The sequence below is a fragment of the Priestia sp. 40 genome (assembly GCF_049368575.1).
Classification (GTDB): Bacteria; Bacillota; Bacilli; order Bacillales; family Bacillaceae_H; genus Priestia; species Priestia zanthoxyli.
In genome coordinates this window covers 1207824-1229936 of the sequence record NZ_JBMPZA010000005.1, presented here as the reverse complement: position 1 = coordinate 1229936, position 22113 = coordinate 1207824, and the positions used below count along the sequence as shown (strand labels likewise).

The following is a 22113-nucleotide window of genomic DNA, read 5'->3' as shown; positions in this document are numbered from 1 at the left end:
CGACTAACGTGAATGACGCCATGGTGCGATTCACATCTTTTTAAAAAGTCAAAGTCAAGCTTATTTCTTGGCTTTGACTTTTTTAACGTGGAAAAGCGAAAGGGAAAGTTTTTCTCTTGGCTCTCTGCGTGCATGAGAGCAATAGAAAGTAACTTTTATGTTGCTATGGAATTATTAATAATGATACAATTACGTTTATGTGAAACGATTCGGGAGTGAGTATTGATGAGTAAGCGAGATTACTATGAAGTACTCGGTATCAGTAAGAGCGCTACAAAAGATGAAATAAAAAAAGCATACCGCAAGCTTTCTAAACAATATCATCCAGATATTAACAAAGCGGAAGATGCTGCTGACAAATTTAAAGAAGTAAAAGAAGCATATGAAGTATTGAGCGATGACCAAAAAAAAGCACAATACGATCAATTTGGTCATACTGATCCAAATCAAGGCTTTGGCGGCTTTGGTGGAGGCGGCTCAGACTTTGGCGGCTTCGGCTTTGAAGATATTTTCAGCTCGATCTTTGGTGGTGGTGGTCGCAGACGTGACCCTAATGCTCCGAGACAAGGTGCCGATTTACAATACACGATGACACTTTCTTTTGAAGAAGCTGTTTTCGGAAAAGAAACAACAATTGAAATTCCACGTGAAGAAACGTGTGAAACATGTCAAGGTTCAGGTGCAAAACCTGGAACAAAAGTCGATACATGTTCGCACTGTAATGGTTCAGGCCAGTTAAACGTTGAACAAAACACGCCGTTTGGCCGCGTGGTAAATCGACGTGCGTGTCATCATTGTAATGGTACGGGAAAAATCATTAAAGACAAATGTGCAACGTGCCACGGTGACGGTAAAGTAACAAAGCGACGTAAAATTAATGTTAAAATTCCAGCTGGTGTAGATGATGGTCAACAGCTGCGCGTTAGTGCTCAAGGAGAACCAGGGGTAAATGGTGGTCCTCCGGGAGATTTATACGTAGTGTTCCACGTGCGCACTCATGAATTCTTTGAACGTGATGGAGACGATATCTACTGCGAAATGCCTTTAACGTTTGCTCAGGCAGCGCTAGGTGATGAAGTAGAAGTGCCAACTCTACACGGCAAGGTGAAGCTGAAGATTCCTGCTGGTACACAAACGGGGACGAAATTCCGTTTAAAAGGAAAAGGTGTGGCAAACGTACGAGGATATGGTCAAGGAGATCAGCATATTCACGTTCGCGTTGTAACGCCAACAAAAATATCAGAAAAACAAAAACAATTATTGCGTGAGTTCGCTGAACTGAGCGGTCAAGAAGCCGTTGATGAGCAGCATGATTCCTTTTTTGCAAAAGTAAAACGAGCAATTAAAGGAGAATAATTGTCTTTCATAGTAAACAGAGACAGGTTGGTAAAGGTACTTTGCCAACCTGTCATCTGTCATGTTCATATTTAAAATCCTATATTACTGAAGGCAGAAAGGATGAAGTTGGTAGCAATGAAATGGTCTGAAATTTGTATTCATACAGCGCAAGAAGCAATTGAACCCATCTCTCATATTTTACATGAATCAGGAGCTAGCGGGGTAGTCATTGAAGATCCTGCTGATTTAGTGAAGGACAGAGATACAACTTTTGGTGAAATCTATGATTTAAACGTAGAAGACTACCCAGAGGAAGGTGTAGTGATTAAAGCATACCTTCCAGTTAACAGCTTTTTAGCAGAAACTGTGGATGGTATTAAAAAAGAAATTAATGGACTGCTTGTTTACGATTTTGATTTAGGAGCTAACAAAGTTACGATCAGTGAAGTGAACGAGGAAGAGTGGGCCACTGCTTGGAAAAAATATTACCACCCCGTGAAAATTTCAGAGCGTTTTACGATTGTACCAACTTGGGAAAACTATGAAAAAGTAAGCACAGATGAATTGATTATCGAGCTTGATCCTGGAATGGCTTTTGGTACAGGTACGCATCCAACGACGGTTATGTCTCTTCAAGCATTGGAAAGAACAGTGAAAGCAGGAGATACTGTTATTGATGTGGGTACAGGTTCAGGCGTGCTAAGTATCGGTGCAGCTCTGTTAGGAGCAAGCGATATACAAGCTCTAGACCTTGATGAAGTAGCCGTACGTTCTGCCCGGGAAAATATTGAACTGAATCAAGTTGGAAATATCGTAACAGTAGGTCAAAACAACTTATTGCAAGGTATAGAAGGACCGGTTGACATTGTTGTGGCGAATATTCTTGCTGAGGTAATCGTTCGTTTTGTAGACGATGCTGCAAAGGTATTAAAGCCAGGAGGCATGTTCATTACATCAGGTATTATTAGTGCGAAAAAAGAAGATGTCAAAAAAGCGTTAACGGGAGCGGGCTTTGTTATTCAAGAAGTAACGCTTATGGAAGACTGGGTAGCAATTATTGCGCAAAAACAAGCTTAACAAGTGAGAAGGTGTCAAGATGCAACGTTATTTTCTGCCAAATGATCAATTTCAAGAGCAAAGTGTCATAGTGACACATGATGATGCCCATCATATCTCACGCGTCATGAGAATGAATGAAGGATCACAGTTTATTGCCTGTAATGAACAGGGGCAAGCTGCATTGTGTGAAATTGAAAATATTTCCGCTAACGAAGTGAAAGCATCTATTATAGAATGGATAAGCGAAGAAAAAGAGCTTCCAGTCCATGTTACAATTGTGAACGGTCTGCCTAAAGGGGATAAGCTCGAGCTTATTATCCAAAAAGGGACAGAACTTGGGGCATATAAGTTTATCCCTTTTATTGCGGCTCGTTCAGTTGTTAAATGGGATGATAAAAAGAGTCAAAAAAAATTAGATCGCTGGAACAAGATTGCTAAAGAGGCTGCAGAACAATCTCATCGTACGATTGTACCAGCAGTAGAAGCCCCAATTTCTTTTAAAAAACTAGTAGAAATTAGCGGTGATTATACTCATAAAGTTGTAGCCTATGAAGAAAGAGCAAAGCAAGGAGAAACATCTCATCTACACGCTGTTCTTTCAGCTTTAAAACCCGGCAATTCCGTGCTTGTGGTTGTAGGCCCCGAGGGTGGTTTGACCGAGCAGGAAGTAGAAGTATTAGAAGAAAATGAATTTACAATAAGCGGATTTGGTCCGCGAATTTTACGAGCAGAAACAGCTCCTTTATATGCGCTGTCTGCTATATCTTATCAAACTGAGTTAATGAGGTGACGATTATGTCAACAGTTGCTTTTCACACGCTAGGGTGTAAAGTAAATCACTATGAAACAGAAGCAATTTGGCAATTGTTCAAAGGCCAAGGCTATGAGCGTGTTGAATACGAACAAACTGCCGATGTATATGTAATTAATACATGTACGGTAACAAATACAGGAGATAAAAAAAGCCGTCAAGTTATTCGCAGAGCTGTGCGAAAAAATCCAGATGCGGTTATTTGTGTAACTGGGTGTTATGCTCAAACTTCGCCAGCTGAAATTATGGCCATTCCTGGTGTTGATATCGTAGTAGGTACACAAGATCGCGTTAAGATGCTTGATTATATTGAACAATTTAAAAAAGAGCGTCAACCGATTAATGGTGTAGGAAACATTATGAAAACACGCGTATATGAAGAGCTAGATGTACCGGCATTTACAGACCGTACGCGTGCGTCGTTAAAAATTCAAGAAGGCTGTAACAACTTCTGTACATTCTGTATTATTCCATGGGCTCGCGGTTTAATGCGATCTCGTGATCCTAAAGAAGTCGTAGCACAAGCACAGCAGCTAGTGGATGCAGGCTATAAAGAAATCGTGTTAACAGGTATTCACACTGGCGGATACGGAGAAGACATGAAAGATTACAATCTTGCACAGCTTCTTCGTGATTTAGAGTCGCAAGTAAAAGGATTAAAACGCATTCGTATTTCGTCAATTGAGGCAAGCCAAATTACGGACGAAGTGATTGAGGTACTAGATCAATCAGAAATGGTTGTACGTCATTTGCATATTCCTCTTCAATCAGGTTCAAATACGGTATTGAAGCGCATGCGTCGTAAGTATACAATGGAGTTCTTTGGTGAGCGCTTAAACCGTCTGAAAGAAGCTCTTCCTGGATTAGCGATTACATCAGATGTTATTGTCGGCTTCCCAGGTGAGACAGAAGAAGAGTTTATGGAGACGTATAACTTTATTAAAGAGCACGGTTTTTCAGAGCTTCACGTATTCCCGTATTCTAAACGTACAGGTACGCCAGCAGCTCGTATGACCGACCAAATTGATGAAGAAGTAAAAAATGAACGTGTGCATCGTTTAATTGAACTTTCAAATCAATTGGCAAAAGAATATGCTTCAACGTTTGAAGGAGAAGTACTAGAAGTAATTCCGGAAGAAAAATATAAAGAAGATCCTGAAAGTGGTTTATATGTAGGGTATACTGATAACTACTTAAAGGTTGTGTTTAAAGCGTCTGAAGAAATGGTTGGAAAGCTTGTAAAAGTTAAAATTTCAAAAGCTGGATATCCTTACAATGAAGGTGAGTTTGTTCGCGTGCTAGATGAGGTTCATCTTCAAGATCAGGTGAAAATGAGCTCATAACACTTATTGAAAAGCTGCGTGTTTACGCAGCTTTTTTCATACGTATAAAAAAGCTGAACGAGTAATGTTTTATCAAGAAAGTTCATAAAATAAAGGGGGAATAACTGCATTACTTTATGTAAAGCGGTTGACCTTAAGGAATCATTATATTATAATTGCAAAAGACATGTCTAACATGTCATTTCATTATGATGTTAGTGGTTTTGTTCGGAGGGAGGGAATTAGAATGTCAAGAACAGTTGTTCGTAAAAACGAATCGCTTGAAGATGCTCTTCGTCGCTTCAAACGTTCAGTTTCAAAAACTGGTACGTTACAAGAAGCAAGAAAGCGCGAATTCTATGAAAAGCCTAGCGTAAAGCGTAAGAAGAAATCTGAAGCTGCTAGAAAACGCAAGTTCTAATAAGAGGGTGGATTTATGAGTCTTCTCGAGCGTTTAAATAGTGATATGAAACAAGCGATGAAAAACAAAGAGAAAGAGAAGCTTGGGGTCATTCGTATGGTCAAAGCATCTCTTCAAAACGAAGCCATTAAGTTAGGAACTGACCTAACTGAAGCAGACGAGTTGACGGTTATTTCTCGCGAATTCAAACAACGTAAAGACTCCCTCCATGAATTTGAGAAAGCAGGTCGTCAAGATCTTGTTGATAAAATTCATTCTGAATTAGCGGTTTTAGAAGTTTACGCTCCTAAACAGCTAACTGAAGAAGAGTTATCTGAAATTATTAAAACGACGATTGAAGAAACGCAGTCTTCCTCTAAAGCTGATATGGGGAAAGTTATGGGAGCGCTTATGCCGAAAGTAAAAGGCAAAGCGGATGGCTCTCTTGTTAATAAGCTTGTCCTTCAACACTTATCATAAAAAACACCTTACCTTGTGTAAGGTGTTTTTTATATGGATAGAAATCGAACGTATGTTTTATTTTTCTAGTGTGAAGAATAAAATAGATAAATTTTAAAAAATTTGAAACTATTGTTAAAGTTATTCGTATATACAGATACATGCTCATACTATCTATGGAAGGAGGGAAGTGTATTCGGTGAAAACCTTATTTTCTTTCGTGTGCTTTCTTATCTTAGCCACTGGGTTATTCCCCACTATTAGCACCGCTGACGTGAAGCGCGTACACGTTATTCCTGTAAATAAAACAGTAGAAAATGGACTGCTTTCTTTTCTAAACAGATCCATTGAAGATGCGGAAAATGACGGTGCAGACTTGATTATATTGGACATAGATACTCCTGGAGGAGCTGTAGATGCAGCTTCTGAAATAGCTAAAAGCTTAACCTCAACACCTATTCCTACCGCTGCTTTTGTCGATAAAAAAGCATTATCAGCCGGAGCGTATATTGCACTTAACGCCGATCAAATTTATATGACACCCGGTTCTACAATGGGGTCGGCAGCTGTGATTGACCAACAGGGAAATGCAGCAGGAAAAAAAGCTCAGTCCTACTGGTTATCGGCTATGAAGAGCGCAGCAGAACAAAATAACCGAAACCCTAAATATGCAGAAGCGATGGCAAACACAAAGATGGTAATACCTGAGCTCAACTTAAAAGGAAACGAATTGTTGACGCTCACTCCGAAGCAAGCCGAGCAAGTTGGTTATTCAGAAGGAACTGTAAAAAATTTAGATAATCTCCTGAGCGTACTTGGCTATGAAGATGCTAAACTGACGTATGCAAAAATGAGTGTAAGTGAACAAATTGCTCGTGTTCTTACCCATCCGCTTGTTGTGCCCATTTTATTATCCATTGGTGCTTTAGGAATTGTAATTGAATTGTTTACGCCTTCATTTGGTATTGCGGGCTCTATTGGAGTAGCTTCACTTCTTTTATTTTTCTATGGTCATATGGTAGCAGGATTAGCAGGAATGGAAGCGGTCGTTTTATTTATAGCAGGAATTATACTGCTTCTGTTAGAGATTGTAGTACCAGGCGGAATTTTAGGACTACTAGGGCTTGGAGCTATCATTTTAAGTTTTTTTATGTCAACAGATAATAATGTCGAAATGGGAATTTCTCTTGTAATTGCAATAGTGGTGGCACTGGGAGGTGCGTTTGTGATGATGAAATTTTTTAAAAGAAAGCTTACACCTTTCAAAAAAATGGTGCTTAATGATTCACTTAATACCGAATCTGGTTATGTATCGAATCAAAATCGTTATGAATTAATAGGAAAACAAGGTAAAACAACAACACCGCTGCGTCCTTCAGGTACCGTGCTCATCGATGAAGAGTATGTGGATGTAGTCACTGAAGGCGGATATTTAGACAAAGATGTGTTAGTAAATATTATAAAAGTAGAGGGATCAAGGGTTGTGGTGCGGAAGCTTACAGAGCCTTTGAAAAAGGAGGACCTTAATTAATGGAAGTAGGTAGCGTATTGTTTTTTGTAGTTATTGGTCTAGCAATCATTGCTTTAGCTGTTTTTTTCACTTTTGTACCGATTATGCTATGGATTTCAGCATTAGCAGCAGGCGTTCGTATTAGTATTTTCACACTGGTCGGAATGAGACTTCGTCGAGTGATACCATCTCGCGTTGTGAACCCGTTAATTAAAGCAAGTAAAGCAGGTTTAGGTATTACCATTAATCAATTAGAAAGCCACTATTTAGCAGGCGGTAACGTTGACCGCGTGGTAAATGCGTTGATTGCAGCGCACCGAGCAAATATTGAGTTAACATTTGAGCGCGGAGCAGCTATCGACTTAGCGGGCCGTGATGTGCTCGAAGCTGTGCAAATGAGCGTTAATCCAAAAGTTATTGAAACACCTTTTATTGCAGGGGTGGCTATGGATGGAATCGAAGTCAAGGCAAAAGCCCGAATTACCGTTCGTGCAAACATTGATCGACTAGTAGGGGGAGCTGGAGAAGAAACGATTATTGCCCGTGTTGGCGAGGGGATTGTTTCCACAATTGGTTCGCAAAAAGATCACAAAAAAGTATTGGAAAATCCTGATATGATTTCTCAAACGGTGTTAGGAAAAGGGCTGGATTCAGGAACAGCGTTTGAAATCTTATCCATTGATATTGCTGACATCGATATTGGTAAAAATATTGGGGCAGTTCTTCAAACAGACCAAGCGGAAGCAGATAAAAATATTGCACAAGCAAAAGCCGAAGAACGTCGTGCCATGGCCGTTGCTCAAGAACAAGAAATGCGTGCAAAAGTAGAGGAAATGCGTGCAAAAGTAGTAGAAGCAGAAGCAGAAGTACCGTTAGCGATGGCAGAAGCACTGCGCTCTGGCAATATTGGTGTCATGGATTATATGAATATTCAAAACTTGACTGCTGATACGGATATGCGTGATTCAATTGGAAAAATGTCTAAAGAAGACGATGAGAAATAATGAATCAGCTTAACAAGGAGGTTTTCTCCTAATGAATATCGTTGAAACGCTTATTAAACTAATTATTAATAATGCTTTCATTTTTGTCATCATTGGAGGGATTATTTTTAACGTTGTGCAGCGTTTTATGGCTCAGTCAAAAGAGGAAGAACAGCAGCGTTCTAAAAGAGCTCCTATGCCTCCTGTAAACAATCCTTCAAGGCGGGAAAGACCTAGATATCGTCCTGTCAAAGAAGAGCCAAAAACAGCTCGTATGGAGCCGGAAACTGTTCCTTCAGCAGAAACAAATCCTTTGCAAGAAAAATTGGAAGAGCTAAAAAATCGTCCGCATCATGAACCGTCTATTCAAAAGAAAATCACGGTTGACAAACCAAAAATCACGGGTGAGAAAAACGTTCTCAAGCCCATTTCTCGTAAAGAAGCTGTTCAAGGAGTGGTATGGTCCGAAATTCTGGGGCCGCCAAAATCGAAACAACGTAAATATAAACGATAAATAGATGTGATACATTAACCCCCTTTCTCATAAACATGAGATGAAAGGGGGTTCTTTTTATGAGCAAAAAGTGGAGACACCAAATGAAAAGATGGATGACAAAAACAATGGAACTACCCGCTGATGTATTAATGGATCTTCCCCGTATTACGTTAGTTGGACAAATACACATTTATATTGAAAATCATAAAGGTTTATTAGCCTTTTCTGATACTGAAATACGCGTGTTACTAAAACAGGGACAAATGTTAATTCGAGGTGAAGGACTGGTCATTAAAGTAATACTGCCAGAAGAACTGGTTTTAGAAGGTAAAATCAATCAAGTTCTTTATTTAGAACAATAACACAAGGAGGAAAAAGATGAAGAATGGATGGACAAACTTTGTTATTGGTACCGTACGTATTCGAATTGTTGGAAAAGGAATTGAACGTTTCTTAAATAATTGTGTGAGACAACAGATTATGATTTCGAATGTCCATAAAGTTGACGGTCAGCTAGCGACAGCAACGATATTATTGAAAGATGTAAAGAAAATTCGTATACTAATTCGCAACGCAGATTGTAAAATTTATTTTATAAGAGGCAGAGGTTTTCCTTTTTTAACAAAGCGAGTGATCAAAAATAGTGGATTTGCTTTAGGTTTTCTTTCTTTTTTTATTATTCTTGGTTTGCTTTCCAACATGGTGTGGAAAGTGGAAATTAGTGGTGCAGAACCACAAACAGAACATCAAATGACTAAGCAGCTTGCCAAAATAGGTGTAAAAAGAGGAGAGTTTCAATTTCTGTTAGAGAGTCCTGAAAAAATTCAGCGCTATTTAACGGATAATATGAACAATATTACCTGGGTGGGAGTAGAAGTGCGCGGCACTTCTTATCACTTCCAAGTGGTTGAAAAAAATGAGCCCAAGCCTCAGCAAAAAACACCTTACCAACATTTAATTGCTAAAAAGAAAGCCATTATTACGAATTTGTTTGTCGAAAAAGGACAACCTTTAGTCAAGGTTAATGATTTTGTCAATGAAGGCGAGGTCTTGGTTTCCGGTATTATCGGAAACGAAAAAAATAAAAAAGTAGTAGCTGCTAAAGGGAAAGTCTACGGTGAAACATGGTACAAGTCTGAGGTAGAAGTGCCTTTAAAAACTGATTTTCAGGTATTAACGGGTAATGGATATACGAAGCACTATTTAGATTTTCAAGCTTTTAAAATGCCTCTTTGGGCTTTTAACAAAGAAAAATACAGCTCAAGGGTGACAGAAAAAGTGGAGCATCCACTCTATTTTTTTAAATGGAAATTACCTCTGTCGTATGAGAAAGTTGCTGTACGAGAAGAACAGAACTCTCAGCGCGTCTATTCTAAACAAGAGGCGGTGGAAAAAGCTTTGGAAATCGGTCGAAAAAAATTACTATCAACTTTAGGTGAGGATGCTAAAATAAAAGGTGAAAAAGTTTTGCACCAAGAACAGGACAATGGTAAAGTTAGATTATCAATACATTACCAAGTTATAGAAAATATTGCGAACACTCAACCAATTATTCAAGGAGATTGATGAATGTCAGAACAGCTAGTAACAATTAACGTACAACTTGATGATTCAAACGAAGCCATTTCATTATTTGGCGTACAAGATGCGAATTTAAAGCGAATTGAAGAAGAAATGCAGGTCTCTATCATTTCAAGAGGTGAGACTGTTGTAGTCTCGGGAAGTACAGAAAATGTTCAGCTAGTGGAAGAAATGCTTAAAAAGTTACTGAACATTATCCGAAAAAATATTTCCATATCTGAACGAGATGTTGTGTATGCGATTCAATTAGCTAAGAAAAATTCTCTCGAGTTTTTTGAAGATGTATATGAAGAAGAGATTGGTAAAAATGTAAAAGGTAAGACTATTCGTGTTAAGACATTAGGACAAAGTCAATACATTTCTTCTATTAAGAAAAATGATTTGGTATTTGGAATTGGGCCTGCTGGTACCGGTAAAACGTATTTAGCCGTTGTCATGGCCGTTAATGCTCTTAAAAATGGTCACGTACAGCGTATTATTTTAACACGTCCTGCTGTTGAAGCAGGTGAAAGTCTTGGCTTCTTGCCAGGAGATTTGAAAGAAAAAGTAGATCCGTACTTGCGGCCTCTGTACGATGCATTACATGATGTATTAGGAACAGAACACACGCAACGCCTAATCGAACGCGGAGTTATTGAAATAGCACCCCTTGCCTATATGCGAGGTCGTACACTAGATGATGCGTTTGTTATCTTAGACGAAGCGCAAAACACCACGATGGCGCAAATGAAGATGTTTTTAACACGACTAGGATTTGGGTCCAAAATGGTGATTACAGGAGATATTTCACAAATTGATTTACCAAAAGGAGCTCAGTCTGGTCTAGCAGCTGTCTCGAAAATCCTGACCAATGTTAAAGGTATTTCATTTGTTCATCTAGAACAGTCAGATGTTGTGCGCCATCCACTTGTGGGACGCATCATTCAAGCGTACGAACAAGCTGACCAAAAGACCCTTTCTTAATAGGGTCTATTTTTTGTAAAAGGGGGTACGTTTGTGTCAACGTTTCGGATAATCAAGCAAACAATGGCACAGATCGAGCGATTACGGTTAATTCAAATTGGGTTATATGCCTTGCTAGGTGTAATGATGTTTGCGTCTATGTATAGCAATGTAAAGCCGCAGGAATTAGATCTCAGATTACTGTCTATTTCCCCGCAAACCATTTACTCACCCGTTACCATTGAAGATAAAGAGAGTACAGAGAAAAAACGGGCAGAGGCAGAACAAGCCGTTGAAGATGTGTATACACAAAAAACAGAATACGCACAGAACCAAGTCGATCTTGTTGCATCTATTTTTGATGCGATGATGGAAGTTAATACAGAATATGAAAAAGAAGATCATGAAGATGACAGTATCGATGCCGTATTAAAAACCAAACAAAAAATGCTAGAGGACAAGCTTCCTGAAGACATTCAAAAAAACTTGCCAAAGGATACCATTAAGCAGCTGCTTCAGTCTTCTAACAGTGATTTATCGATTGCAAAAGATGCTGTAGTCACGGCCGTTCATCATGTGATGAAAGATCAAGTGAAGATTAGCGATGTAGAAGAGAAAAAAGACCAGGTAGAAAGTCAGCTTGTTTACACCAATGTCAGCAATTCCCTAAAGGATTCAATGAATGCAATTGCTAAATTCGCTATCATTCCAAATGTGATTTATGATCCACAAAAAACAGCTGAAAACCGTCAAGCAGCTGTGGAAAAAGTGGAGCCTGTCCGAATCAAACAAGGCCAGATTATTGTAGAAGAAAATCAGCTTATTAATCCTGATATATATCGTCAGCTCCAGCTCGCGGGATTGTTGAATAATAAAGGATCTATTCAGCCTTTTGCGGGGTTAGCTTTGCTGATTGTAATGATGATAGCGGGCCTCATTTACTATTTACGTGAATTTCACACCAAGACATATCAGCCCTTGCTGTTGTATGTATTGGTAGCAACCATTACGATTGGCCTCATGAAAATCTTAAGCTTGTTTCAGCAAATTGATTTATCGGAAATTGGTTTCTTAGCTCCTGTTGCGGTGGGAGGTTTGCTGATTCGAATTTTAATGGATGAACGCATTGCTATTTTATCAAGCATTGTATTTGCTATTTGTGGAAGCATTATTTTTAATGGTGAATTGACAACCTCGTTTAATATGAACATCGGGATCTACTTTTTAATTAGCAATATTGCTGCTATTTTATTTTTAAGCAGGCAGCACAGGCGTTCACGGATTTTGCAGGCAGGTCTATTTGTAGCTATGGTAAACGTAATTATCAGCTTTGCGATTATTTTTATTAAAAATGGCCAAATCGGCACTGTAGAGCTTGGCTATTACAGCATGATGTCAATTGCATCTGGTGTTATTGCTTCGGTTTTAACTATAGGTTTGCTTCCGTTTTTTGAAAGTGGATTTGGCATTCTATCTACGATGAAGCTGATTGAATTATCGAGTCCTAATCATCCGCTATTACGCAAAATCTTAACCGAAACACCTGGAACATATCATCATAGTGTAATGGTGGCAAACTTATCTGAAGCGGCGTGCGAAACGATAGGAGCTAACGGTTTATTAGCGAGAGTCGGGGCTTATTACCATGATATTGGTAAAACGAAGCGACCGCAGTATTTTATTGAAAATCAAATGAATATTACTAATCCGCATGATAAACTAAGTCCGAAGACTAGTAAAAATATTATAATCGCACATGCTACAGATGGAGCTACTATTTTGCGGAATCATAAGTTTCCAAAAGAGATTGTAGATATTGCAGAGCAGCATCACGGAACGACCCTGCTTAAGTTTTTCTATCATAAGGCACTTGAACAGACAGAAGAAAAAATTGATGAAAAAGAATATCGCTATCCTGGACCAAAGCCTCAGTCGAAAGAAGCAGCGGTTATTTGCATAGCTGATAGTGTAGAGGCAGCCGTAAGGTCAATGTCCAATCCGACTCCGGAAAAAATTGAGAACTTGGTTCGAAATATTATTAAAGATCGCTTGCAGGATGAACAGCTTAGCGAGTGTAACGTAACGCTCAAAGAGCTAGAGTTAATTCGCCAAGCACTATGTGAAACTTTAAATGGGATTTTTCATTCCCGAATCGAATATCCAGAGATAAAAAAAGAGAAGGTGAAGGTATGAGTTTAGTTATTGATTTTATTGATGAAACAAACGAAGTAAGTGAAGAACAGCAAAAAGAGCTTGAGCAGCTGCTTGAAGCTGCTGCTATATATGAAAATCTGCAAGAGGATGCAGAAGTATCCGTTACATTTGTGGATAATGATCGAATTCAAGAAATCAATCATCAATACCGCCATAAAAACCAGCCAACGGATGTAATATCGTTTGCGCTAGAAGAAATGGGCGAAGATGAAATGCAAATTATCGGAGATGAGATGCCAAGAGTCCTAGGGGACATTGTCATTTCGATTCCAAAAGCTCATGAGCAAGCAGAAGAATACAATCACTCGTTTATGAGGGAGCTAGGATTCTTAACGGTTCACGGTTTCTTGCACTTGCTTGGATATGACCATGAAACATCAGAAGATGAAAAAGAGATGTTTACACGCCAAAAAGATATTTTAGAACAATATGGACTCTCGCGATAAAAAGGGGATAGCTAAAGTTGTCAGTAGCTTTGGTTATGCAATAGAAGGGTTTCTCTATGTTTGTAAAACACAGAGAAATATGCAAATTCACGTAGCAGCTTCTTTCATCGTCCTTCTCTTAGGCGCCGTGCTGTCAATTACAGCTGGTGAATGGACGGTTGTGCTGCTTTTGATTGCAGGCATGTTCAGCTTGGAGTTAATGAATACAGCAGTTGAAAAAGTTGTCGATTTAGTTTCTCCTGAATATCACATACTAGCCAAACACGCAAAAGATGCAGCCGCAGCCGCGGTGTTGGTCTATGCGTGTTTTGCTGTCCTTATAGGAGGAATTATTTTCTTAAAGTATTTGTTTTAAAAAGGATTCTTTTTTGTTCTTTACACCCCCGTGGTATAATAAAAAAGGACAAGTTAAAAGACATGTAGAAGCGCAAAAGGAGAGCGGATAAATGGATAAGACCGGACTGATTGATGAGGCGAAAAAAGCTCGTGAAATGGCTTATGTACCGTATTCAAAATTTAAAGTTGGTGCAGCTTTATTGACGAAAGATGGAAAGGTTTATCGCGGCTGCAATATTGAAAATGCAGCTTATAGCATGTGCAATTGTGCTGAGCGTACGGCTTTATTTAAAGCCTATTCAGAAGGAGATAAAGAGTATGCAGCACTTGCTGTAGTAGCTGATACTGATCGTCCTGTTTCTCCGTGTGGAGCATGCAGACAAGTAATCTCTGAGCTTTGTCCAAAAGAAATGAAAGTTATATTAACCAATTTTAAAAATGACATACAAGAATTAACTGTGGAAGAATTACTTCCAGGAGCATTTTCATCGGAGGATTTACATGAGTAATAATGAATTTAAGTCAGGTTTTGTTTCAATTATTGGAAGACCAAACGTAGGGAAATCAACTTTTTTGAACCGAGTAATTGGTCAAAAGATTGCGATTATGAGTGACAAACCGCAAACAACTAGAAATAAAATTCAGGGTGTGTATACGGAAGATCAAGCGCAAATTGTGTTTATTGATACACCAGGAATTCATAAACCAAAGCATAAATTAGGCGACTTTATGATGAAGGTAGCGCAAAATACGCTTAAAGAAGTAGATTTAATTTTATTTATGATTAACGCAACAGAAGGCTTAGGTCGAGGCGATGAATTTATTATTGAGCGTTTAAAGGATACAAAAACGCCTGTTTTCCTTGTGATTAATAAAATTGATGAAATTCATCCAGACGAATTGTTTTCAATTATCACGAATTATAAAGACTTATATCCTTTTGCTGAAATTGTGCCAATTTCAGCTTTACAAGGAAATAACGTGGAGCGTTTGCTTGATCAAATTAAGCAGCGATTGCCGGAAGGTCCGCAATATTATCCGGCAGATCAAGTAACAGATCATCCAGAGCGCTTTATTATTACGGAATTGATTCGTGAAAAAGTACTGCATGCAACGAGGGAAGAAATACCTCATTCTATTGCCGTTGTGATGGATTCTATGCAAAGACGAGATAATGGTGCTGTTTACGTCGGCGCTACAATTATCGTCGAAAGAGATTCACAAAAAGGCATCGTAATTGGAAAGCAAGGAAAAATGTTAAAAGAGGTAGGAAGAAAAGCAAGAGCAGACATTGAAGCCCTTTTAGGTTCAAAAGTATTTTTAGAACTATGGGTAAAAGTGCAAAAAGATTGGCGAAACCGAGCGTCGCATCTCCGTGACTTTGGATTTAGAGAAGACGAATATTAATCATTTAAGTTCTAGTTTACGTCGATTTATATCCTTTCATAAAAGAAGGTAATTTGTAAAAAATTGTGTTACATGATTTTACGTCGGAAGGCTATTCTAAACATAAGGAATTGAAATATGTATCTGATCTTTATGGTTAGAAAGGTGGGAGTTCTATGTTGAATTTTACTTGGAACATTTTTTCACAAACAGGTAGCATTGATACTTATCTCATTTTTAAGGAACTTGAAAATGAAGTGAAAGAAAGACCCGAAACATATGAGGACAACAGCGAAAGTCTCAATTCTCCCTTGTCTTAGCCTTCTGTAAGATGGCGGTGATGATGATTGTTTAAAAAGTGTGAAGGAATTGTCATTCGAACGAATGATTACGGTGAATCAAATAAAATTGTCACCATTTATTCACGTGAACTCGGAAAAGTGGGTCTCATGGCAAGAGGGGCAAAAAAGCCCAGTAGTCGCTTGGCTTCCGTCACACAATTATTTACGTATGGATACTTTTTTATACAAGCAGGTTCGGGAATGGGTACTCTCCATCAAGGAGAAGTTATCTCATCTATGAGAAGCATACGCGAAGATATCTTCACAACAGCGTATGCTTCTTATATTCTTGAATTAACGGATAAAGCTACTGAGAACAATAAACCAAATCCATTTCTATTTGAGTTGCTGCACCAAACTATTCATTATATGAACGAAGAGTATGATGCAGAGATCTTAACATTTATTTATGAAATGAAAATGTTAAACGTTCTAGGTCTTCATCCTACATTAAATGAATGTGCAGTCTGCCATCGAGGTGAAGGAACATTTCATTTTTCCATTCGAGAAGGCGGGTTTATTTGTCATCGATGCTTAGAAAAAGATCCTTATCATTTGAAAATTAGTCCGATGACGGTTAAACTATTAAGACTATTTTATTACATTGATTTAAAGCGGTTAGGTTCTATTTCTGTTAAGCCTGAAACAAAAAAACAATTAAAGTTTGTAATTGATCAATATTACGAAGAATATTCAGGATTGTTTTTAAAAACAAAGCGGTTTTTGAATCAGATGGAGTCTTTAAAACAATCGCTCTCTGATGAGAAATAGAAAAGATAATCAGTGATATGCAAGGAATTGCTGTCGCTAGGGTGCCTCGTAGTGTGTAGAGGACACCCTTTTTACTGTGGAGCGAAGGGATAGTTTCGCTTATTGTAAGCGTAATGCCTGCTTTTTTTGAGAAGCCGTGGTAAAATAAACGGCATTCTAAAAAGATAAAATGCTAAAATTAATAAGTTATAGCTTTTACTTTTGCTTAAAAAGTATATAATGTTTTATAAATAGTATGTCACATTTAATGATTAGGTGGTGAGTACAATCGAACTGAACAAACGACAAGAACAAATTTTGCAAATTGTCAAAGACGAAGGCCCTATTACAGGCGAACATATTGCAGATCAGCTTAGCCTTACGCGGGCAACACTAAGACCGGACTTGGCTATTTTAACAATGGCTGGTTATTTAGAAGCGCGACCGCGCGTCGGTTACTTTTACACAGGTAAAACAGGAGCACAGCTTCTTACAGATAAAATAAAAAAAATACAGGTGCAAGAATATCAGTCTATCCCGGTAGTCGTGAACGAAAATGTGTCGGTATATGATGCTATTTGTACAATGTTTTTAGAAGACGTGGGGACCCTTTTTGTAGTGGATGAGAAATCCCAGCTAGTGGGAGTACTGTCGCGTAAAGATTTATTGCGCGCAAGTATCGGAAAGCAAGAGCTCACATCTATTCCTGTTCATATTATCATGACGAGAATGCCCAACATTACATATTGCTATCGCGAAGATTTGTTAATTGATATTGCTAAGATCTTAATTGAAAAACAGATTGATGCTATGCCCGTTATTAAAGAGGGAGACGGCAATTTTGAAGTGGTGGGACGCATTACCAAAACAAATATTACAAAATTACTAGTAGCATTAGCAAACGATGAAGTATTATAAGTGAAAAAGGATTAAAAAGGGGATGCACAAAATATGAACAACCCATGTCTTTATGTCATTTCGGATTCTGTAGGTGAGACAGCTGAACTAGTTGTAAAGGCTGCATCAAGTCAGTTCAATATGACGGACTTTGTAATTAAAAGAGTACCTTACGTAGAGGACATCGCAACACTTTCAGAAGTGGTTTCAGTAGCGAAGTTGAACAACGCTATTATTGGCTTTACGTTAGTAAAGCCCGAAATGAGAGAATTTTTAATTCAAGAAGCGTCCAAGAACGGGGTAGAGGTATTTGATATTATTGGACCTTTAATTGATAAAATTCAATCTTCTTATCAACTTTCTCCTCGCTATGAGCCTGGAATGGCTAGAAAATTAGACGAAGATTATTTTAAGAAAGTAGAAGCGATTGAATTTGCAGTGAAATATGACGATGGGCGTGATCCGAGAGGTATTCTTAGAGCAGATATCGTATTAATCGGTGTATCAAGAACATCTAAAACACCTCTTTCTCAATTTTTAGCACACAAGCGTTTGAAAGTAGCCAATGTTCCAATTGTACCTGAGGTAGATCCACCAGAAGAGCTGTTTCATGTATCACCTGAGAAGTGTATAGGGCTTACTATTAGTCCTGAAAAATTAAACGATATTCGTAAAGAGCGTTTGAAGTCTCTTGGGCTAAACGATAAAGCAATTTATGCTAATATTGGCCGTATTAAAGAAGAACTTGAATTTTTCCAAGGGATTGTAGATAAGATTGGCTGTGAAGTAGTTGACGTATCCAACAGAGCCGTAGAAGAAACAGCTGGTATCATTCTTAATACCATCAAAAAGAAATAAACGATGGATCTCCTCTGTGCGTGACAGAAAGGAGATTGCTTTCTTATGTTTATAGACTGTAAGCCTAAGAAGATATACGTAATATGAATATGACAGAACTTTTAAAAACAAGTGACTTTTGTATAGAAAATATAGGTTGTTTATATTATAATAAAAAATTGTGATAAAAAAGAATAGTTTTAGGTTTAGACTTTGTTAAGAACGAATAAACTATTTATATAAAAGTCAAGTCAAAATCGAAAAAAGTATTCGACAAATGCCATCTACAGGAAATAACAAATTGTTAGAAGGAATCTCTGGAGGGATGTAGAATACAGAGTTATAGCAAAAGAAAAAGTAAAGTTTTTGTCGATGCTGATGCGTGCCCTGTTAAAGCAGAAATCGTTGAACTTACACATACATATGACATCGAGCTTGTGTTTGTTGCTTCCTATGCTCACATGCAAACAAATCCTACACCAGGAAAATGGGTCTATGTGGATGCAGAAAAGGAAGCCGCAGATTTATACATTTTAAATCACGCAGTCAAGCAGGATATTGTTGTAACTCAAGATACTGGCTTAGCAAGCATGTTAGTAAGTCGAGGGGTTTACGCACTGTCTCCTCGTGGAAAGTACTATAATGACGACGAAATGAATACGGTGCTTTTCTTTCGCTATGTTTCTGCAAAAGAGCGACGGTCAGGGCGTCATACTAAAGGCCCAAAGGCATTTAGTGAAGAAGATCGCCAGCATTTCATTCAAGCTTTTGAAAAAATGTTGTCGAAACTTGCAGGAATTTAGCACTTAGTGAAGAATATTATATGAAATACGGAGCTGTTACTATGGCAAATCGAATTCCTGATGAAGTAATCGACCGTATTCGGCATTCAGTAGATATTGTCGACGTCATAAGCGATTATGTACAACTAAAAAAACAAGGGCGCAATTATTTTGGACTCTGTCCGTTTCATGGGGAAAGCACACCGTCTTTTTCAGTATCGCCTGATAAACAAATTTATCATTGCTTTGGATGCGGTGCAGGAGGGAATTCATTTTCATTCATAATGGAATTAGAAGGACTGTCCTTCACAGAAGCAGCTCAGCAGCTTGCTGAAAAAGGAGATATTCCTTTCGAACATGAGATACATCCTCATGAAGAAGATAATCAAAAGCCTAGCAATAAAATGATTGAAGCACACGAGCTTTTAAAGAAATTTTACCATCATTTATTGGTAAATACAAAAGAAGGCCAAGATGCTTATGATTATTTAATAAATCGAGGGTTTTCACGAGAAATTATCGATGAATTTGAGATAGGTTTTGCTTTAGATTCGTGGGAATTTGTAAGTAAGTTCTTAACAAAACGTGGGTTTGATCCGCAAGAGATGGAACATGCAGGTTTAATCATTAAACGCAACCAAGATGAAACGTACTTTGATCGTTTTCGCGATCGAATTATGTTTCCTATTGCTGACTTGCAAGGCAAAACAATTGCATTTTCAGGGCGCCTGCTAAAAGAGATAAAAGGGCAGCCTAAATATTTAAACAGTCCCGAAACTTCTATTTTTAACAAAAGTCGCACACTCTACAACTTTCACCGCGCTAAAAAACATATACGCAAAAATCAGCAGGTTATTTTATTTGAAGGATTTGCAGATGTTATTTCGGCTGTTAAAGCGGGGTGCCCGAACGCAATTGCAACAATGGGAACTGCCTTAACAGAAGAACAAGCCAAGATTATTCGCCGAAATGTAGAGTCCGTTATCATTTGCTATGATGCAGATTCTGCCGGAATTGAAGCAGCGCACAAAGCAACTGCTATCTTAACAAATGTGGGTTGTACCGTTAAGATTGCTGTGATGCCGGATGGTTATGACCCGGATGATTATATTAAAGAATACGGGGCAGAGAAGTTTCAAAATGATGTTATTAATAGCAGCTTGACCTTTATGGCATTTCAAATGAGGTATCTCCGCCGAAAACGAAATCTACAAAATGAATCTGAACGTATGCAGTACATTGAAGACGTTTTGAAAGAAATAAGCCTCCTTACGAAAGCCGTAGAGCGAGATCATTATTTACGCCAATTGGCCCAAGAGTTTTCCATTTCATTAGATGCGCTTAAAGAACAGCAGTATCAAGTGTATCGAACTGAAAAAAAGAAAAAGGATAATGATTCTCCAAATCGAAATAATATAAATAGACAACCAGTCGTAAAGAAAAGCTTATTACCGGCTTATCAAAATGCAGAACGTTTTTTGATCGCTCATATGTTGAAAGATAAGGATGTAGCATTTAGAATTCAAGACCGACTTCAAGGTCAGTTCAATGTCGAGGAACATCGTGCGCTTGTTCTATATTTGTATGCTTATTACGAGGAAGGACACGAGCCTAATCCGAGCGGATTTATCGAACGGTTGCCCGAGTCTTCGTTGTCTAGTCTAGCTTCAGAATTGGCGATGATGTCAATCAATGATGAATTGTCGGAGCAAGCTTTGAATGATTATATCCAAACGATATTGGTTTATCCACAAAGGGTAGCGATAGAAAAAAAAGAAGCAGAAAAGCAAGAAGCAGAGCGTCAAAAAGATTATTTAAAAGCTGCGACAATAGCAATGGAAATTTTACAGTTGAAAAAAACGTTAAAATAAACGATATTGCGTATTAGTCCCACTTTTAGAAGGTTTTCCTTAAAATTTTGGAAGGAGGGGATCTGATGGCTGAAAAATCAGCTCAATCAAAACAACTTGATTCAGATTTAACAATTGAACAAGTAAAAGATCAATTGACCGAAATCGGAAAAAAACGTGGTGTACTCACATACGAAGAAATTGCAGAGCGTATGTCGAACTTCGAAATTGAATCCGATCAAATGGATGAATATTATGAATACCTTGGAGAACAAGGTGTTGAAGTAATGAGTGAATCTGAAGCAAATGATGACGATGCCGATCCCGATATTCAAGAACTGTCAAAAGAAGAAGAGTTTGATTTAAATGATTTAAGTGTACCTCCTGGTGTGAAAATTAATGATCCAGTTCGTATGTACTTAAAAGAAATCGGACGCGTTGACTTATTGTCAGCAGAGGAAGAAATCAATTTAGCAAAACGTATTGAAGAAGGCGATGAAGAAGCGAAACGTCGTCTTGCTGAAGCAAACTTACGTCTTGTTGTAAGTATCGCTAAACGCTATGTTGGGCGCGGTATGCTGTTTCTTGATTTAATTCAAGAAGGAAACATGGGTCTTATTAAAGCGGTAGAAAAATTTGATTATCGCAAAGGTTATAAATTCAGTACGTATGCGACATGGTGGATTCGTCAAGCTATTACTCGTGCAATTGCTGACCAAGCGAGAACGATTCGTATTCCCGTTCATATGGTTGAAACGATTAACAAGCTAATTCGTGTTCAACGTCAGCTTCTACAAGATTTAGGTCGCGAACCATCTCCTGAAGAAATTGCAGAAGATATGGACTTAACACCAGAAAAAGTTCGTGAAATCTTAAAAATTGCTCAAGAGCCGGTTTCTCTTGAAACACCAATTGGTGAGGAAGATGATTCTCATTTAGGTGACTTCATTGAAGACCAAGATGCAACATCACCTTCTGAACATGCTGCATATGAATTATTAAAAGAGCAGTTAGAAGACGTTCTTGACACGTTAACAGATCGCGAAGAAAATGTTCTTAGACTCCGATTTGGTCTGGACGATGGACGTACGCGTACGCTTGAAGAAGTAGGAAAAGTATTTGGCGTAACGCGTGAGCGTATTCGTCAAATTGAAGCTAAAGCGCTTCGTAAGCTTCGTCATCCTAGCCGAAGCAAACGTTTAAAAGATTTCTTAGAATAGATAAAAGCGTAAATAACGCTTATGAGATAGCTTCTTTCCTAGAGGAAAGGGGCTATCTATTTTTTATGGAATAAATTTCATAAAAACGCATTTTGAAGAAGTATATTGATTTTTTTACCAACTTTTCTTCTTTCATATATTTTACTGAATTGT

Annotated in this window: 24 protein-coding genes; all 24 read left to right on the top strand. The window is 38.2% G+C overall.

The window, feature by feature from the left end:
* Positions 1-225 precede the first annotated feature (225 nt).
* On the top strand, positions 226-1356 hold the full coding sequence (gene dnaJ / locus ACO1DI_RS07470) for a molecular chaperone DnaJ (protein ID WP_014458182.1): 1131 nt from the start codon (positions 226-228) through the stop codon (positions 1354-1356).
* A 117-nt stretch (positions 1357-1473) separates the two neighbouring features.
* The gene (gene prmA, locus ACO1DI_RS07465; RefSeq protein ID WP_042992417.1) at positions 1474-2415 is read left to right on the top strand and encodes a 50S ribosomal protein L11 methyltransferase; all 942 of its coding nucleotides are present in this window, start codon (positions 1474-1476) and stop codon (positions 2413-2415) included.
* A 19-nt stretch (positions 2416-2434) separates the two neighbouring features.
* Positions 2435-3187, top strand: a complete 753-nt coding sequence (locus ACO1DI_RS07460) for a 16S rRNA (uracil(1498)-N(3))-methyltransferase (RefSeq protein WP_014458184.1) — start codon at positions 2435-2437, stop codon at positions 3185-3187.
* Positions 3188-3192: 5 nt separating this feature from the next.
* The gene (mtaB, locus tag ACO1DI_RS07455; protein WP_013059238.1) at positions 3193-4551 is read left to right on the top strand and encodes a tRNA (N(6)-L-threonylcarbamoyladenosine(37)-C(2))-methylthiotransferase MtaB; all 1359 of its coding nucleotides are present in this window, start codon (positions 3193-3195) and stop codon (positions 4549-4551) included.
* A 226-nt stretch (positions 4552-4777) separates the two neighbouring features.
* Positions 4778-4951, top strand: coding sequence for a 30S ribosomal protein S21 (gene rpsU / locus ACO1DI_RS07450; RefSeq protein WP_013059237.1), 174 nt, complete (start codon positions 4778-4780; stop codon positions 4949-4951).
* 15 nt (positions 4952-4966) lie between these two features.
* Positions 4967-5410 (top strand): GatB/YqeY domain-containing protein, encoded by a 444-nt coding sequence (locus tag ACO1DI_RS07445; protein ID WP_013059236.1) that lies wholly within the window; start codon positions 4967-4969, stop codon positions 5408-5410.
* Positions 5411-5588: 178 nt separating this feature from the next.
* Entirely contained in the window at positions 5589-6920 is a 1332-nt protein-coding gene (locus tag ACO1DI_RS07440; protein WP_014458185.1) for an NfeD family protein, read from the top strand.
* Positions 6920-7903, top strand: a complete 984-nt coding sequence (gene floA / locus ACO1DI_RS07435) for a flotillin-like protein FloA (protein WP_013059234.1) — start codon at positions 6920-6922, stop codon at positions 7901-7903. Before ACO1DI_RS07440 ends, floA begins: the two co-directional genes overlap by 1 nt.
* A gap of 31 nt (positions 7904-7934) precedes the next feature.
* Positions 7935-8396 (top strand): hypothetical protein, encoded by a 462-nt coding sequence (locus ACO1DI_RS07430; RefSeq protein ID WP_014458186.1) that lies wholly within the window; start codon positions 7935-7937, stop codon positions 8394-8396.
* A 59-nt stretch (positions 8397-8455) separates the two neighbouring features.
* Positions 8456-8740 (top strand): sporulation protein YqfC, encoded by a 285-nt coding sequence (gene yqfC / locus ACO1DI_RS07425; protein ID WP_013059232.1) that lies wholly within the window; start codon positions 8456-8458, stop codon positions 8738-8740.
* Between the two features lie 16 nt (positions 8741-8756).
* Positions 8757-9944, top strand: a complete 1188-nt coding sequence (yqfD, locus tag ACO1DI_RS07420; RefSeq protein WP_014458187.1) for a sporulation protein YqfD — start codon at positions 8757-8759, stop codon at positions 9942-9944.
* A 3-nt stretch (positions 9945-9947) separates the two neighbouring features.
* Positions 9948-10922 carry a PhoH family protein gene (locus ACO1DI_RS07415; protein WP_014458188.1) on the top strand — a complete coding sequence of 325 codons (975 nt, stop codon included), beginning with the start codon at positions 9948-9950 and terminating at the stop codon, positions 10920-10922.
* Positions 10923-10985: 63 nt separating this feature from the next.
* Positions 10986-13094 (top strand): HD family phosphohydrolase, encoded by a 2109-nt coding sequence (locus ACO1DI_RS07410; RefSeq protein WP_035335158.1) that lies wholly within the window; start codon positions 10986-10988, stop codon positions 13092-13094.
* Positions 13091-13561: an rRNA maturation RNase YbeY gene (gene ybeY, locus ACO1DI_RS07405; protein ID WP_014458190.1), complete on the top strand. Its 471-nt coding sequence runs from the start codon at positions 13091-13093 to the stop codon at positions 13559-13561. Before ACO1DI_RS07410 ends, ybeY begins: the two co-directional genes overlap by 4 nt.
* Complete coding sequence (locus tag ACO1DI_RS07400) at positions 13545-13916, top strand: diacylglycerol kinase family protein (protein ID WP_016765589.1); 372 nt, start codon at positions 13545-13547, stop codon at positions 13914-13916. Before ybeY ends, ACO1DI_RS07400 begins: the two co-directional genes overlap by 17 nt.
* A gap of 91 nt (positions 13917-14007) precedes the next feature.
* Positions 14008-14406, top strand: a complete 399-nt coding sequence (locus ACO1DI_RS07395) for a cytidine deaminase (protein ID WP_014458192.1) — start codon at positions 14008-14010, stop codon at positions 14404-14406.
* Complete coding sequence (era, locus tag ACO1DI_RS07390) at positions 14399-15304, top strand: GTPase Era (RefSeq protein WP_013059225.1); 906 nt, start codon at positions 14399-14401, stop codon at positions 15302-15304. Before ACO1DI_RS07395 ends, era begins: the two co-directional genes overlap by 8 nt.
* A gap of 155 nt (positions 15305-15459) precedes the next feature.
* The gene (locus ACO1DI_RS07385; protein ID WP_014458193.1) at positions 15460-15603 is read left to right on the top strand and encodes a YqzL family protein; all 144 of its coding nucleotides are present in this window, start codon (positions 15460-15462) and stop codon (positions 15601-15603) included.
* Between the two features lie 27 nt (positions 15604-15630).
* Positions 15631-16395 carry a DNA repair protein RecO gene (gene recO / locus ACO1DI_RS07380; RefSeq protein ID WP_014458194.1) on the top strand — a complete coding sequence of 255 codons (765 nt, stop codon included), beginning with the start codon at positions 15631-15633 and terminating at the stop codon, positions 16393-16395.
* 258 nt (positions 16396-16653) lie between these two features.
* Complete coding sequence (locus ACO1DI_RS07375; RefSeq protein WP_025750542.1) at positions 16654-17292, top strand: helix-turn-helix transcriptional regulator; 639 nt, start codon at positions 16654-16656, stop codon at positions 17290-17292.
* Positions 17293-17325: 33 nt separating this feature from the next.
* Positions 17326-18129, top strand: coding sequence for a pyruvate, water dikinase regulatory protein (locus tag ACO1DI_RS07370; RefSeq protein ID WP_014458195.1), 804 nt, complete (start codon positions 17326-17328; stop codon positions 18127-18129).
* Positions 18130-18440: 311 nt separating this feature from the next.
* A complete protein-coding gene (locus ACO1DI_RS07365) occupies positions 18441-18911 on the top strand; it encodes a YaiI/YqxD family protein (RefSeq protein WP_080564741.1) in 471 nt (156 codons plus the stop codon).
* Between the two features lie 41 nt (positions 18912-18952).
* Positions 18953-20761 carry a DNA primase gene (gene dnaG, locus ACO1DI_RS07360; RefSeq protein WP_014458196.1) on the top strand — a complete coding sequence of 603 codons (1809 nt, stop codon included), beginning with the start codon at positions 18953-18955 and terminating at the stop codon, positions 20759-20761.
* Positions 20762-20826: 65 nt separating this feature from the next.
* The gene (rpoD, locus tag ACO1DI_RS07355; protein WP_014458197.1) at positions 20827-21960 is read left to right on the top strand and encodes an RNA polymerase sigma factor RpoD; all 1134 of its coding nucleotides are present in this window, start codon (positions 20827-20829) and stop codon (positions 21958-21960) included.
* Positions 21961-22113 lie beyond the last annotated feature (153 nt).